The 14,406-nt window shown below is 46.8% G+C and carries 16 protein-coding genes and 2 tRNA genes; all 18 read right to left on the bottom strand.

Annotation, left to right across the window (positions count from 1 at the left end):
- Nucleotides 1–16 precede the first annotated feature (16 nt).
- The 18 genes from nadA to BFR57_RS07315 all read right to left on the bottom strand — a co-directional run bounded on the left by nadA (nucleotide 17) and on the right by BFR57_RS07315 (nucleotide 14,392).
- Nucleotides 17–1,048, bottom strand: coding sequence for a quinolinate synthase NadA (nadA, locus tag BFR57_RS07400; protein ID WP_071463357.1), 1,032 nt, complete (start codon nucleotides 1,046–1,048; stop codon nucleotides 17–19).
- Between the two features lie 90 nt (nucleotides 1,049–1,138).
- On the bottom strand, nucleotides 1,139–2,848 hold the full coding sequence (locus tag BFR57_RS07395) for a DNA repair protein (RefSeq protein ID WP_143441056.1): 1,710 nt from the start codon (nucleotides 2,846–2,848) through the stop codon (nucleotides 1,139–1,141).
- Nucleotides 2,849–2,991: 143 nt separating this feature from the next.
- The gene (locus BFR57_RS07390) at nucleotides 2,992–3,843 is read right to left on the bottom strand and encodes a DNA repair protein (RefSeq protein WP_071463355.1); all 852 of its coding nucleotides are present in this window, start codon (nucleotides 3,841–3,843) and stop codon (nucleotides 2,992–2,994) included.
- Nucleotides 3,844–3,861: 18 nt separating this feature from the next.
- Nucleotides 3,862–4,260, bottom strand: a complete 399-nt coding sequence (locus BFR57_RS07385; RefSeq protein ID WP_071463354.1) for a hypothetical protein — start codon at nucleotides 4,258–4,260, stop codon at nucleotides 3,862–3,864.
- 11 nt (nucleotides 4,261–4,271) lie between these two features.
- On the bottom strand, nucleotides 4,272–5,060 hold the full coding sequence (locus BFR57_RS07380) for a hypothetical protein (RefSeq protein ID WP_071463353.1): 789 nt from the start codon (nucleotides 5,058–5,060) through the stop codon (nucleotides 4,272–4,274).
- 144 nt (nucleotides 5,061–5,204) lie between these two features.
- Nucleotides 5,205–5,280, bottom strand: a tRNA-Lys gene (locus BFR57_RS07375).
- A gap of 109 nt (nucleotides 5,281–5,389) precedes the next feature.
- A tRNA-Lys gene (locus BFR57_RS07370) sits at nucleotides 5,390–5,465 on the bottom strand.
- A gap of 136 nt (nucleotides 5,466–5,601) precedes the next feature.
- A complete protein-coding gene (gene ybgF / locus BFR57_RS07365; protein WP_071463352.1) occupies nucleotides 5,602–6,390 on the bottom strand; it encodes a tol-pal system protein YbgF in 789 nt (262 codons plus the stop codon).
- 39 nt (nucleotides 6,391–6,429) lie between these two features.
- Nucleotides 6,430–6,972 (bottom strand): peptidoglycan-associated lipoprotein Pal, encoded by a 543-nt coding sequence (gene pal / locus BFR57_RS07360; protein WP_071463351.1) that lies wholly within the window; start codon nucleotides 6,970–6,972, stop codon nucleotides 6,430–6,432.
- A gap of 120 nt (nucleotides 6,973–7,092) precedes the next feature.
- On the bottom strand, nucleotides 7,093–8,442 hold the full coding sequence (gene tolB, locus BFR57_RS07355) for a Tol-Pal system beta propeller repeat protein TolB (protein ID WP_071463350.1): 1,350 nt from the start codon (nucleotides 8,440–8,442) through the stop codon (nucleotides 7,093–7,095).
- A gap of 14 nt (nucleotides 8,443–8,456) precedes the next feature.
- On the bottom strand, nucleotides 8,457–9,401 hold the full coding sequence (gene tolA, locus BFR57_RS07350) for a cell envelope integrity protein TolA (protein WP_253183612.1): 945 nt from the start codon (nucleotides 9,399–9,401) through the stop codon (nucleotides 8,457–8,459).
- A gap of 2 nt (nucleotides 9,402–9,403) precedes the next feature.
- Entirely contained in the window at nucleotides 9,404–9,826 is a 423-nt protein-coding gene (tolR, locus tag BFR57_RS07345; protein ID WP_171903962.1) for a protein TolR, read from the bottom strand.
- A gap of 2 nt (nucleotides 9,827–9,828) precedes the next feature.
- Nucleotides 9,829–10,533 (bottom strand): protein TolQ, encoded by a 705-nt coding sequence (tolQ, locus tag BFR57_RS07340; RefSeq protein ID WP_071463348.1) that lies wholly within the window; start codon nucleotides 10,531–10,533, stop codon nucleotides 9,829–9,831.
- Between the two features lies 1 nt (nucleotide 10,534).
- Entirely contained in the window at nucleotides 10,535–10,948 is a 414-nt protein-coding gene (gene ybgC, locus BFR57_RS07335) for a tol-pal system-associated acyl-CoA thioesterase (protein ID WP_071463347.1), read from the bottom strand.
- 438 nt (nucleotides 10,949–11,386) lie between these two features.
- On the bottom strand, nucleotides 11,387–12,412 hold the full coding sequence (gene ruvB / locus BFR57_RS07330; RefSeq protein WP_071463346.1) for a Holliday junction branch migration DNA helicase RuvB: 1,026 nt from the start codon (nucleotides 12,410–12,412) through the stop codon (nucleotides 11,387–11,389).
- A gap of 27 nt (nucleotides 12,413–12,439) precedes the next feature.
- Nucleotides 12,440–13,060: a Holliday junction branch migration protein RuvA gene (gene ruvA / locus BFR57_RS07325; RefSeq protein ID WP_071463345.1), complete on the bottom strand. Its 621-nt coding sequence runs from the start codon at nucleotides 13,058–13,060 to the stop codon at nucleotides 12,440–12,442.
- A gap of 36 nt (nucleotides 13,061–13,096) precedes the next feature.
- Complete coding sequence (ruvC, locus tag BFR57_RS07320; protein WP_071463344.1) at nucleotides 13,097–13,636, bottom strand: crossover junction endodeoxyribonuclease RuvC; 540 nt, start codon at nucleotides 13,634–13,636, stop codon at nucleotides 13,097–13,099.
- Between the two features lie 6 nt (nucleotides 13,637–13,642).
- Nucleotides 13,643–14,392 (bottom strand): YebC/PmpR family DNA-binding transcriptional regulator, encoded by a 750-nt coding sequence (locus tag BFR57_RS07315; protein ID WP_071463343.1) that lies wholly within the window; start codon nucleotides 14,390–14,392, stop codon nucleotides 13,643–13,645.
- Between the last annotated feature and the right edge of the window lie 14 nt (nucleotides 14,393–14,406).

Below are 14,406 nucleotides of genomic sequence, written 5' to 3'. Positions count from 1 at the left end.
ATATTTGCTTTTTATGCTACTTTTTGAATGCCAGCATACGGTCAAGCGGTATCATCGCCTCTTTCGCCAGCTGCGGATCGACATGAATTTCATGTTGTTCTCCGCCGTGCTCAAGGGCTTCAGCAATCGCCACCAAGCCGTTCATTGCCATCCACGGACAGTGGGCACAACTACGACAGGTCGCTCCGTTACCGGCTGTAGGCGCCTCTAAGAACGTCTTGTTAGGTTGCAACTGCTGCATCTTATAAAAGATGCCGCGGTCAGTTGCCACGATAAAGGTATCGTTCGGCAAGGTTTGGCTGGCTTTAATTAACTGTGAGGTTGAACCCACGGCGTCGGCCATGTCGACAATGTTTTGCGGTGACTCTGGGTGTACCAAAATCGCAGCTTCAGGATGCAGCTTTTTCATGTCGCGCAAAGCTTTGGCTTTAAACTCGTCGTGTACCACGCACGCGCCCTGCCACATCACCATGTCGGCACCGGTTTGTTTTTGAATGTAGCCACCGAGGTGACGATCCGGTCCCCAGACGATTTTCTCGCCTTGGCTATCGAGGTGTTCGACTAATTCGAGTGCCATGCTTGAGGTCACGACCCAATCGGCACGCGCTTTAACCGCGGCTGAAGTGTTGGCATAGACCACCACGGTGCGGTCTGGATACTGGTCGCAAAACTCGGCAAACTTATCGGGTGGGCAACCTAAGTCGAGCGAGCACTCGGCTTTGAGCGTTGGCATCAACACCGTTTTTTCTGGCGTTAAGATCTTCGCGGTTTCGCCCATAAAGCGCACACCGGCAACAATCAGAGTGTCGGCATCATGGTCACGACCAAAACGCGCCATCTCTAATGAGTCGGCAACACACCCGCCTGTCTCCTCGGCAAGCGCCTGGATTTCGGGATCAGTGTAATAATGCGCCACCAACACTGCGTTTTTCTCCTGCAGTAATTGCTTAATGCGCGCTTTGTACTCCGCCTTTTGCTCATCCGTTAAGGGTTTGGGCTTAGGAGGAAATGCGTAATCTAAATTATCGACCGTTTGAATAGCTGACATGGTGTTACTTCGTTTGGATGTTCGTTTAATCTACGTATGTGTGATTATATCGGATTTCAAGGGTGGCGGCTAATATGTTGGGTGCGCTCGCTAGTTAACAGCAAGCGGCGCATCACTTTCAAGTAGCTTAATAAAATCATCAGTCGTTCTTACCTTAAGGTCAATTTTCAACCAGTCAGCCATATTTAAGACAGGGCGATTTAAATCGCTGCCTTGCTCTATCGCATCGCTCATATCTTGAGCAAGTTTGCGCTGCGCGAGGCGTTGTTTAGCTATCTGCTCAAGCGATGTTGTCTCGAACGCATCCGTATTTTCCTTGATCTGCCGAACTCGTAAGTCAAAAACCTCTTTTACCCGCTGAGTACGTCTTTCGAGCTTAGTCGAAAAAAGATCCAACTGATCAAGCAACCAAACAACAACTGAAGACGAAATTCCTGTAACAACAACCATCATTGCTTCCGACAAAATATCGCCCATCGGCATTTTGCTGACGAAGCCAAGTATCGTCTCTTCAAAAGAGTAGCCAACATAGGTTGTGATAGTTGTAGCTAACAGCTTGGTAATAGCATCACCTTTTTGTGCTGGGCTCGAGTCGCTGCACAAGATCTTGATAGACTGCATGATGGCTGAGAAGCCTTCCATCACGATCTTAAGTCCTTTCTTCAAAACACCGACAAACATATCTACGATGGCATTCACAATATTACGGCAAAAATTTAACAGTGCGTCTTTTATAACGTCGAACCCCATGGCAGCTACATTACGCTTAACGTAATCAAAAGCTCGGTTTAGTCGATATTTAAGAGAAGATAACGCCGAATGACTGTCTGTTCCAGACTCGATACCATTGGTAAAGATGTCCTTAAACTCAAACATTATCGGTTTGATTATCAAAAGTACGACTTCACCAATGCCGCGGTTTTCTAATTCCTTTTTTCCTTGCTCAGTTGCACTTCCCAAGACTCCCTTTGCAAGTTTGCTGTCTTTAGTTAAATTTCCCAGGACGGCTTTATTAGCTTCTGCATCTGAAGCTTTACGAGCCACTTTCTCCCGCCGCTTGGCATTTTCCAATGTTTGTTTAGTCGGCAAATCTGCTAACTCTTGTTGCTGCTTTTTGCTTAGCTTACCTTTGTTTTGTTTGCTGAGTAACTCGGCGCGTTTAACCTCTACATCAGCAGAAAACTCTGTCCACGTTTTTGCGCCTTTTTGAGTATTCAGTTGAGCCGAAATTTCATCATAGTTAGTATCGAGGTTAGCAACACGTTTAATATCTTCTTTTGTTAGCGCCTTGCTAGCCCCGTATTCATCAAAAAGATATTTTAACGGGAGGTTATGGTCAGTATTTGAAATATATCTGGATGTTTTCTTATCGGCTGAACGAAGCTCTTCGACCCGCTTACTATTGGCTCGATGAAGCCTTCTTTGTTGACCCTTTTCGTTTACTTCTAATTCACTATGAGTTTGACTACTACCGCTATAACGTTCCTGTTTATGAGCACTCAATGCCGTTTTGTCTTCTAGACCCGAGCGCTCATAAGCGCCCTTATCATCCCTATTGGCCTGTGTCGATGCGTTTAGGTTTTCTTTATCGAGCCTGTGGTCTTGTTCAACTTTGCTTTCTTCATGATAATCAAACTGCTCCACTTCACTAACCAGTCGACTTGCAGTAATGCCCTTTTCTTTTAAGCCAAGCTTTTTTATCCCTACAAGTCCATCACAAATACTTAGAAAAACGGGCTTTATTATGCTGGATGCGCCACTCTGCTCTTGCTCTATCTGCTGATGAATTTGCTCCATCACGTCCAGTGAGTTGCGCTGTTCGAAAATCTCTGTTTTTAATAGTAGTCGACTCGCTTCAAGCGGAGACGCTTCGCTCAACTGATCCAACAACGTATCTGAATCAAATTGCGTTTGTTTTAGTGAAGCACCTGTATCCATACTCTTTAACTCGCTTGGTTAAACTTATCATTGAGCACTTTGTATAGTTTTTCAGCGCGTTCCGTGTCAGCTTCTAGCACATCGCCTTGTTCAGTTAAGTAACCTAGGTTAGCCATTTGTTTGAGCACTACCGAAAGGTTAAATAGTGCCAAGAACTCTTCGATATGAATGGTGGGTAGCAACCTAAAGTCTAACCTTAAACTAAACAAATTATTCTGCTCACTCATTTGATAAACGCGTTGCGATTGAACACCCCATTCAAAACGCTGTAATAGTTTTTCGTAATTGAGTATCAGCGAATCGAAATAACCAACCACAGCATCTATCGATTTTAGGACAACACCGAGCTGGGTCAGCTGGGTATTCATCTTTTCGATTTCTTCGTCTATTCGTGCCGCTTCCTCTCTAACTTTAGCCAATGATTCTTTTGCTTTCTTACGCGAAAAAATTCCAAGCGTTAAAATCATCCCAACTGTTTCAAGAAAGCTCATATTATCAAAATCGATCAGCATCAATTCATGCTGTTCACGCAGCTCCACATGCTGCTTTATCTCAAGAATACTATCGTCGAACAACTCTTCGAATGGTTGACCTTGTATTATCACATTCTTCAGTCGTCTCGCGATATTCTTAAAGCGCTCGAAATGCACTTCGTATATATCTAATTTATACTGGTTAATTCTGCTTACGCGTTGTTCAATAGATTTCCCGATTTGCTCAACCTGTTTCTGATAGTGTTCGCAAGCCGTTTCGTATTTTTCTGTCGTCTTGCGATACAGCTCTTCAGCTTCTATCGCGTACTTCTTTCCAGTAACGGCGTTCCACGCTTTACTACAAGCTCGTCTGACAAAACTCATAAGCAATTCCTTTATGCTTTAGTTAAGTAATTCGTAGCCTTTTTCGACTAAGCTGTTCATTTGCTCTACCCAACTTTGCAACTCATCAACCTCTGATTGCCCAAAGCCGAAGGCATTGGCTAAATATTGCATGAATTCAGATTCACTCATGCAGACTTCACCGTCCGCCAATAAAATGCCGTAGAGCTCAATTAGTAAAATCTTCTTGTGCTTGTCAGAGGACTTGCTCAACACTTTTACTATCGAATCGATTTTGTCCTGCTTTTGGAGTGTATAGCCAGTCAAATCACACTCATGCACAAAGGAGTTAAACACCATGGACTCGACATCTTTGTGTTCACCGTTTAGCCCCATTGAATAATGCGCTAACTCAAGAAAATTTTTTCTTTCTCCAATGTTTAGTTCTGACAGGAACATCGCTTTCCTCCCTAATAGCTCGTATGCTGTTTGCTAACCTGTTTTCCCGCATCGTCATACTCAAACTCAGTTTGCGATTCAACTTCGCCAGTTTCATCGTAGAGATACTCAAAAATGGGCTGCCCTGCTGAATTCAACTCTAGGCCACGTTGTGGTTTACCAGATGCACTGTAGAACATTTGGTACTTCAGCAAATCACCAGCATAAGTATCACTGCTTCGCTTGATATTATTCTCATAGTAAATCTGTGTGATTTGACCTGAATACTTGTCTTCAACACGAGTGACTTTACAGTCACCTAAGCATTTAACGAACTCTTCGTTCTCAATAGTCAGATCTTGATGACGTGCGAGTTCATTACTCAGTTCAACTAAGTTACTTACTCGCAAAGTTTGAATGAGACTTGTGAGCTGTTCGAGGTTTGCTAGGTTCTCTTGCTTATTTTTAAACAAGTAGGCTGCTTGACGTTTATTCAAAGACGCAAATGATTCATTGATTGCATCGATAGCAGTTTGAGAATATTGCTCAGTGGTAGTTTGAAGCTGAGTGGCAGTTGACTTTAGACTCTTATCAAAGTCGTTCAACTGGTTCTTAAGCGTAACGTCAAGCTCAATTACTTTTTTAGTAATATTTTCTTCGAATCGCTCCAAAGATTCTTCAAAGTCTCTTATTCGCGCTGCTTCGCTGCTTAATTGTACTTCTAAACTTGAGCTCTTTCTAAGTAAAAGAATGTTTATAACCAGAGATATAAATCCAAATAGCAGAACCGCTATAATCACGTGGCTAGGGGTGATGTCCATATGACCTCGATTTCATTTGAGTTATTATTATATTTGAGCGGTATTTTCGTAAATAATAAAACTACGAAAGCCTAAATAGATTAGAGCGCATTCAAAAAGTAAGGTCAAATAAACCGAGACAAATAAGGGGGATAATAAAAGAAGTGGTGGGTTGTGCAGGATTCGAACCTGCGACCAATTGATTAAAAGTCAACTGCTCTACCAACTGAGCTAACAACCCATTTTCGGATATCTTTCCTTGCGCTGAAAGCGCAAGCTACGGACAACCCATCATGTGCTTGCGCAAAATGCGCAAGTTACAATCAAGCGAAGCGTACGTAGGAAAGAAGTGGTGGGTTGTGCAGGATTCGAACCTGCGACCAATTGATTAAAAGTCAACTGCTCTACCAACTGAGCTAACAACCCACTTTCTAGTACTGCCTTCCGTTGCCATTTGTCCTTGGCAACGGCGGCATAGTTTACTTAAATAACGCTGTGATGCAACTGATAATTTCAGTTTTTTGTCTGACTGCTTACTATTCGATCAGTTGTTGGACCGATGTTACAGGTTTGACAGGCGTTGCTTCGCCAAATTCGCTTCAGTACTGTCCGAGTATTCGGTCAATACTTGCTGATAAAACGTCTTGGCGTCGGCAGTTTTGCCTTGCTCTGCAGCGATAACACCCAACTTCAATAAGCAATCTGCTCGCTTGTTGCTGTCTGGGTAGTTGTCTACCACTTGCTTAAAGTGGTCATGCGCTTTCTGATATTCTTGCTGGGCATACAATAACTGACCTAACCAGTAATGGGCGTTCGGCACATAGGTTGAGTTAGGAAAGTTCTGCAAGAACGATTCAAACGCCGGAATCGCGGCATCGTAGCGCTTATCTTCAAGCACTAAGGCGATAGCTTTATCGTACGCGTCGTTTTCGCTCATATTGGCACTGTAGCCGCTATTACTGCTATTTGATGCGGTACTGCTACCTGAGTTGCTTGACGTCGGGACCGTCTGCATGTCATCCATGCTGTACGATGACCCACCGCCTTGTTGTTTAAACTGACTAAAGCGACGGTCAATTTCTTGGTAGATCTCGCGCTGACGTTCCAACAGCTGCTCCAGACGATATTCGTGCTCTTCGGTGATACCCCGAAGCTCAGCGACGTCTTGTTGCAGTGAAGATAACGTATTAAGCATTTCGAGCTGAGCGCCCTGGCGCGCATCAAGCATACGCTCGATAGTGGCTAGACGTTGCTCAAGTGAACTGGCTGATTGGTTTAGGCTGGACACTGGTGCCTGCGCCATAGCGGCAGCAGGCATCAGTAGACAGATAGCCAATAATGATTTTTTCATGAACTATCCGTTTTATTTAGTTAAACGTCGAAATGGCTATTAGTACACCAATACTGCGCGACGGTTTTTCGCGTACGCACGTTCGTTCGAAGCGTTCACTAATGGCTTCTCTTCGCCATAAGAAACGGTTGAGATTTGTGAATCTTGTACACCTAAGTTAACTAGGTAATCTTCAACCGCTTTAGCACGACGCTCGCCCAATGCGATGTTGTACTCTGGCGTACCACGTTCGTCGGCATGACCTTCGATAACGATGGTAACGTTAGGGTTTTTAACTAAGTAATCAGCGTGTGCTGCTAGCAACTCCGCATACTCAGATTGAACTGAAGAACGGTCAAATGCAAAGTAGATGATGTGCTCTTTGCGCAGCGCTTCCATCTGTTCTTCGCGAACTTCTTCAGGCGTCTTAGCACGGTCAGCTGAACCGACTTGTACACCTGACTGATCGCCAGACTCAGAAGTTTGGTTCGTTTCTTGACCTGCACCCATACCTGAATCAGTGCTTGAGTTAGAGCTACACGCGGCTAAAGTTGCCATTGGAACGGCAATCGCCAGAGCTTTTAATAATTTGTTGAGCTGCATCCTAATGATCCTTATCGTTATCCAGTTGATCAAACCGTTCGGTTTACTAAATTAATTTTGATTAAAACTCGCGCAATTCTGCACAAGCTTACACTACTTTTATAGCACTTTTACAAGCACTTACATAAATGGCGACCACGATGGTGACTTCACTTCGCCGCTACTAGCCGGCAAACGCGCTTTAAAACGACCGTCTGTCGACACTAACGCTAACACTTGTTTATTGTTATGCGTAGTGCTGTAGATCACCATACTGCCATTAGGTGCCACACTTGGTGATTCGTCCAACGCCGTGCGAGTGAGTACTTGCATCGTACCCCGCGGGAATTCCTGCCGCGCGATGTGATAGTTACCGTTAGTGCGGTTAACTAAAATCATCGATTCGCCCGAAGGCATGACCGTGCCACCTAAGTTTTGCTCGCCTTCAAAAGTTAAGCGACGCACCTCACCTGAAGATAAATTTACGCTATATAATTGCGGTCTTCCACCTCTTTCTGAAGTGAAGACGATCGATTTACCATCAGGCGTCCAACTTGGCTCAGTATCAATCGTACGATTCCGCGTTAAGCGTTGCAAGTTTTTAGTCTTAAGATCCATAACATACAACTCAGGATTGCCATCTTTTGACAATACCATCGCCATTTTCTCGCCGTTCGGAGAGAACACTGGGCTGCCGTTAATGCCAGGGAACGAGGTCACCTTCTCACGTCGAGTGGTGTAAATATCTTGTACGAAAATTTCTGGCTTTTTGTTCTCAAAGCTTACATACGCCAATTTATTACCATCAGGCGACCATGAAGGCGACATTAAAGGTTCAGGGCTACGCAGCAAGACCTTTTCATTTGCACCGTCATAATCCGCGACCAACAATTTGTAGGGATACTGGTCTTCTTGATTAACGGTGACATAAGCGATGCGAGTCATGAACGCACCCGGCTCACCGGTCAATGCTTCGTAAACGACATCAGAAATGCGATGCGAGTATTGACGGAACTGATTGCCATCAATCACTGAACTACGGGCATCTAAAATATGGTCGTTGCTTTGCACCAACTGGCCATTCTTTAGCATCTGCGCGTTGCCGCCGGTGATTTGCCCGCGTAGCACATCCACCAGCTGAAACTTAACCATGTAACGGTCAACGGAGTAAGGTTCTACGGTGCCCATTAGTACCGCTTCAACCCCCATCTTCGCCCATGCCGAGTAATCCAACTCTTCATCATTCACCGGATACTGTGGCATTGCCGATTGTGGGATCGGATTAAACTTACCGCTGCGGGTTAAATCCGCTGCGATAACGTCTGTAAGGTTACCCGGCGCTTCACCGTCACCTAACCATTTAAATGGAACGACCGCAATCGGACGCGCACTGTCGATACCTTCGGTGATGACAATTTCTAACACCCCGGCTCGAGCGGTCGACGTGACTGCCATAACTAAGATACATAAATTCAAAAACAGCTTTTTCATGGTTCACCTTACGTTTATAACTGCGGTTTAACCGTTAGTTTAATGGTACTCATCTGTTGGTAGACTTCGGGATCTTCTGACACCGGTAGCGTGGTGGCTTTTAATACCGCATTCTCGGCTGAACGACATACCGCAGGATCACCCGCCCCGGTGGTCACCGACTTGACGAAGCCACTCGGCGCCAAGCTAATCGTCAGCTCACAAGATTTCCCAGACATCGAATCATCTACGTTCCAGTTGCGCTGAATGGTCTGTTGGATCAGCGCTTGGTATTTTTCAAGTTCGCTCAACACCTGGCGGCGACGTGCGGCCGAGCGGCGTTGACGCTCTTCTTCCATTTCTTTTTGCAACTGAGCTTCACGTTCTGCTGCCAAACGACGCTGACGCTCTTCTTCTTCGCGTCTTTTTCGCTCGGCCTCGCGCTGCTTACGCTCTTCCTCAGCTTTGCGTGCCGCTTCTTCGGCTTCACGCTCAGCTTTAGCACGACGCTCTGCAGCCTGTTTTGCTGCTTGTTCTTCTTTGCGACGTTGCTCAGCCAGTTGTTCAGCTTCTTTTTTAGCTTGTTGAGCACGCTTACGTGCCTCGGCCGCTTCTTGCTCTTCTTGCTTTTGCTGCTCAGCAATCTGCTCTAAGCGCTGTTGCTCACGTTCACGTGCTTGACGTGCTTCTGCCGCTTTGCGCTCAAGTTCTTGAATGCGCTGTTGCTCGGCGCGGCGTTCAGCTGCCTTCTGGTCTTTAATGCGTTGCACTTGGCGCTCGACAGCGGCTTTATCCACCGACACTGCGTTGACGATTTCTTCTGGCTGCGGATTCATCTCGCTTTGATCGAGATTCACTTGCATAGGCGTAGGCTCAGGCGAAGTGAATTCAAAGCTCACCAACAATACCGCCGCTATCGCCGCGTGAATGCCTATCGAGTAGACTAAGGGTAACTTAAAACTCTCTGCTGACTTTGCCACAACTAATTATCCGCTGAATCTGTCATAAGCCCAACTGACGGCACCCCTGCGCGTTGCAGTAACACCATCAATTGCACAATTTGATTATACGAAACCGCCCCGTCACCGTTCACCATCACCGGTGTCTCTGGCTCAACTTGTAAATGCGCCGCTACTAGCGTCGCAACTTCGTCGGCGCTAATCGGCACATCGGGATCGGTCCCCTGATTCAGGTAGTAATTACCTTCAGCATCAACCGAGGCAACCAACGGTGGATTAGTATCTTTAGCCAACGGCTCTGCGGTGGCCTTCGGCAGCTCGACCTTGACCCCTTGGGTGATCAGTGGTGCGGTAACCATAAAGATAATAAGTAACACCAACATAACGTCGATGTATGGCACCACGTTGATTTCCGCGACCGGCTTACGGCGCTTACGTGGCATCACCATCATAGCGCGTCACCTTTTACATTCTTGCCATTAGACAACGTTTGACGTTGTAAAATTGCAACGAACTCGTCAATAAAGTTCATGTATTGGTTATCGACTTTCTCGACACGGTTGGTAAAGCGGTTGTACGCAATAACTGCTGGAATTGCAGCAAAAAGACCCATCGCTGTTGCAATCAATGCTTCTGCGATACCCGGCGCGACCATCGCTAGGGTCGCCTGTTTAACAGCACCGAGCGCGATGAATGCGTTCATGATACCCCATACGGTACCGAACAAACCGATATAGGGGCTGATAGACCCGATGGTTGCGAGAATACCGAGGTTGGAATCGAGTTTTTCCAGTTCGCGGGCGTGTGCCACGCGCATGGCCCGGAAGGCACCTTCTACACGGGTTTGTGCATCGGCGTTATCGTGGTTACTGAGCCGAGCGAATTCTTTAAAGCCGGCGTGGAACAGTAGCTCCATACCGCGACTGTTTTTCGCCCGTGCTGAAATTTCTTGATATAAGCGAGCGAGGTCAACCCCTGACCAAAAGCGGTCTTCGAATTTGAGTGCATCGCTGTGGGCTTGTCCAATGACCTTTTTACGTTGGAATATGAGTACCCAGCCCCACACGGACATTGCCAATAGCATGAGCATCACCAATTTAACCAGTAAACTGGCCTGCAAAAACAAATCAATAAAGGACAATTCTGCTTCCACGCTAACTAACCTCTGCTTTTATCGCTTGTAAGATACTATCGGGTATTGCGACCGCTTTCATCGCATCTTTGTCGACACATGCGGCTTTCACCCGTGCCTGACAATGTAAGGTGCCATCGGCGCCCACAACTTGCTGAGTAAACACTAAGGATGCTTTCTTGACCTGTTCGACCACGACGGTCACCGTCAGTTCAGCATTAAACCTTGCCGCTGCTTGCAAGTCGAGATCGACATGACGCACCACGAAGGCTCTATTGTGATCTAACCAGCTATCCTGTTCAATCCCTAAAGACCTTAACCATTCTGTCCTAGCTCGCTCAATAAACTTGAGATAATTCGCATAATAAACGATACCACCTGCATCGGTATCCTCGTAATAGACCCGTATGGGCCAGCTAAAGACCGCCTCTTGCATAAAAATTCCTTGAGAAATAACTCTTTCGTCCCAATACTATGTAAAAGATTGAAAAAGTCACGCTGATTAAATTATCAACAGACTTTTATTTATGACAAATTTGAAACAATCAATTTTCAACGCACTGTTTTGTATACAATTTTTTGTTTTGTTGCTTTTTTGTTGCGCTATTTTCGAACAATCTACAATTTCTTCATATTAGTTTTTCTAATCTGAAGATGTAATTTTTCTAGCTTGATGATGCCTCATTCGGGCGTATAATAGCCCCTAAATCGAGATGAGGAGATTGGTTGTCACTTCTTCTTAGATTGTTACTTACTTTTTTTGATTACTTAAAGTAGGTTCCCTGGATTTTTAACTTCCTTCTTGTTGTTCTGTTTGCCCGTTCCATTTGGTTCGGGCTTTTTTTTACTCAATTTTTACCCTTTCAATGCCTTTTTACTCTTCTGCGTTGGGATTTAAACCAAAGTGGCGGTATGCCCGCGGTGTGGCGATACGACCGCGTGGAGTACGCTGTAAGAAACCTTGTTGAATCAAATAAGGTTCGAGCACATCCTCGATGGTGTCCTTTTCTTCACCGATGGCTGCGGCCAGGTTGTCTAAACCCACAGGGCCGCCTAAAAACTTCTCCATAATCGCGAGCAGCAGTTTTCTATCCATGTAGTCAAAACCGGCTTGGTCGACATCCACCATGGTCAGTGCGGCACTGGCTATATCTTGATTCACTTTACCATCGGCTTTTACTTCGGCGTAGTCTCGTACTCGCCGTAACAGTCGATTGGCAATCCGTGGCGTACCCCGTGAGCGACGCGCGATTTCTTGTGCGCCACCCACGTCCATATTCACATTCATGTAATGCGCCGAGCGCTTTATGATCTCGGTCAGTTCTTCGACTTGGTAGAATTCTAAGCGCTGTACGATGCCAAAGCGGTCGCGCAGTGGCGACGTCAGCGCGCCTGCCCGCGTCGTCGCGCCAATCAGCGTAAACGGCGGTAAGTCGAGTTTTATAGAACGCGCGGCGGGTCCCTCACCTATCATAATATCGAGTTGGTAGTCTTCCATCGCGGGATAGAGGATTTCTTCAACCACGGGACTCAATCGATGTATTTCATCGATAAACAGCACATCATGGGCATCGAGATTCGTCAGCAACGCCGCGAGATCGCCGGCTTTTTCGAGCACCGGTCCCGAGGTGGTTTTGATGTTCACATCCAGCTCGTTCGCAACAATATTGGCTAAGGTCGTTTTACCCAAACCAGGCGGTCCAAAAATCAATAAGTGGTCGAGCGCTTCCTCGCGCTTGCGAGCCGCCTCAATAAAGATTTCCATCTGCTCGACGACATGCTTCTGACCCGTATAGTCGGCGAGCTTTTTAGGACGAATGGCACGGTCAATGGCTTCATCATCGCCTTGTACATCGGCTTCGATAATGCGGTGACTGGGGATGTGATCTGCTTCAATCATAACCTATTCCAAAGGCTGTTCGGCCTATTAAGACAATTGTTTTAGCGCACTGCGAATAAGCGTTTCGCTACTTTCACCTTGCTGATATACCGCTTTTAATGCTTTTTCGGCTTGTACCGGTTTGTAACCGAGCGCCAATAACGCGCTTAACGCATCGTTGCGCGCATCGGCTGGATGCACCAAAGCATCACCACTGGCATTATCAAGCGGCGCAGCATCGGTCGCTGGCGTGCTCGAGCCTTGCCAATCTTTCAAACGGTCACGCATTTCAATGACCAGGCGCTCAGCGGTTTTCTTTCCAACACCGGGTAGCTTGACCAAGCGGCTGACATCATTCTGATTCACTGCCCAGACAAATTCGTCAGCACTCATGCCTGACAATATGGCCAGCGCCAGCTTGGGTCCAACACCTTGCGTTTTAATCAACAGTCTAAACAAACTGCGCTCAGCGAGCGAGTTAAAGCCATATAATAATTGCGCATCCTCGCGTACGACAAAGTGAGTCACTAAGGTCACGGATTCTCCAGTGGCAGGCAGCTGATAAAAGCACGTCATCGGCAATTGAATTTCATAGCCGACCCCTTGCACATCGACTAACACTTCTGGGGGTTGCTTGCTGACTAATGTGCCACGAATTTGTCCGATCACAGGATGTCCTCTTTATTATTCTAATGAATGCCCGTGCTAGCGGCGTAATCGCCCGCGCACGATTTTACGTGCTGCACCCGACATTTTGATTAAACTCTGCGCGCTGTGCGCATGGCAAAGCGCGACAGCTAATGCGTCCGCGGCGTCGGCTTGGGGTGATTTACTCAAATTGAGTAATGCCATCACCATGTGCTGTACTTGTGTTTTATCGGCTCCACCATTGCCCACCACTGCCTGCTTGATCTGTCGGGCACTATACTCAGCCACGGGTAAATCGGCACATGCAGCGGCCACGATAGCGGCACCGCGCGCTTGTCCTAACTTTAACGCAGAATCTGGGTTGCGTGCCATGAATACTTGCTCAATCGCAAATTCATCAGGCTGGTATTGTGTGATGAGCTCGACCACGCTGTTATGAATGCGTTTGAGTTTCTCGGCGAGACTCAGCGGCTGGGCGGTAGTGCCTGTGGCACGGATGCAACCGCTGGCAATATACGATAAATGGCGCCCTTGCTGCTGAATTACACCAAAGCCCGTTAAGCGTGAGCCTGGATCGATACCGAGGATCACGCTCATCGGTAGTTACTCATCCAGCTTTGCCAATACGTCGTCCGAAATATCCGCATTGTGGTAGGCGTTTTGCACATCATCTAAATCCTCAAGTGCGTCGAGTAGTTTGAGGAAGGTGCGCGCGCCGTCTTCATCTAAGTCGACTTTAGTCTCGGGCACCATGGTCACTTCGGCGTTGGTTGCTTCAGCACCGGTGGCATCTAACGCGTCCTTTACTGCGCCAAACACCTCTGGGCTAGTGAAGACATCAATGTGACCGTCACCGTGATTCAACACATCATCAGCACCCGCTTCAATCGCTGGTTCGAGAATGATTTCTTCACTGGTTTCACTACCATAACTGATGACGCCGCGTTTATTAAACAAGTACGCCACCGAGCCGTCGGTGCCTAAGTTACCGTTGAACTTATTAAAGGCGTGGCGCACTTCAGATACCGTACGATTACGGTTATCGGTCATGCACTCGAGTAAGATGGCGACACCACTGGGGCCGTAGCCTTCGTAGGTCAACTCTTCAACGTTTTCACCTTCAAGTTCGCCAGAGCCACGCTTGACTGCGGTATCGATGGTATCGCGCTTCATGTTATTAGAAAGCGCTTTATCAATCGCCGCCCGTAAGCGCGGATTCGTCTCGGGATCACCGCCGCCCTGACGCGCCGACACGGTGATTTCTCGAATCAATTTGGTAAAGATTTTGCCGCGCTTTGCGTCTTGCGCGGCTTTACGATGTTTTATGTTGGCCCATTTGGAATGACCTGCCATGTCTCACTCCATTT

The organism is Idiomarina sp. MD25a (genome assembly GCF_001870515.1).
In the GTDB taxonomy this organism is placed as follows: Bacteria; Pseudomonadota; Gammaproteobacteria; order Enterobacterales; family Alteromonadaceae; genus Idiomarina.
This window is presented reverse-complemented; position numbering and strand designations above follow the sequence as displayed.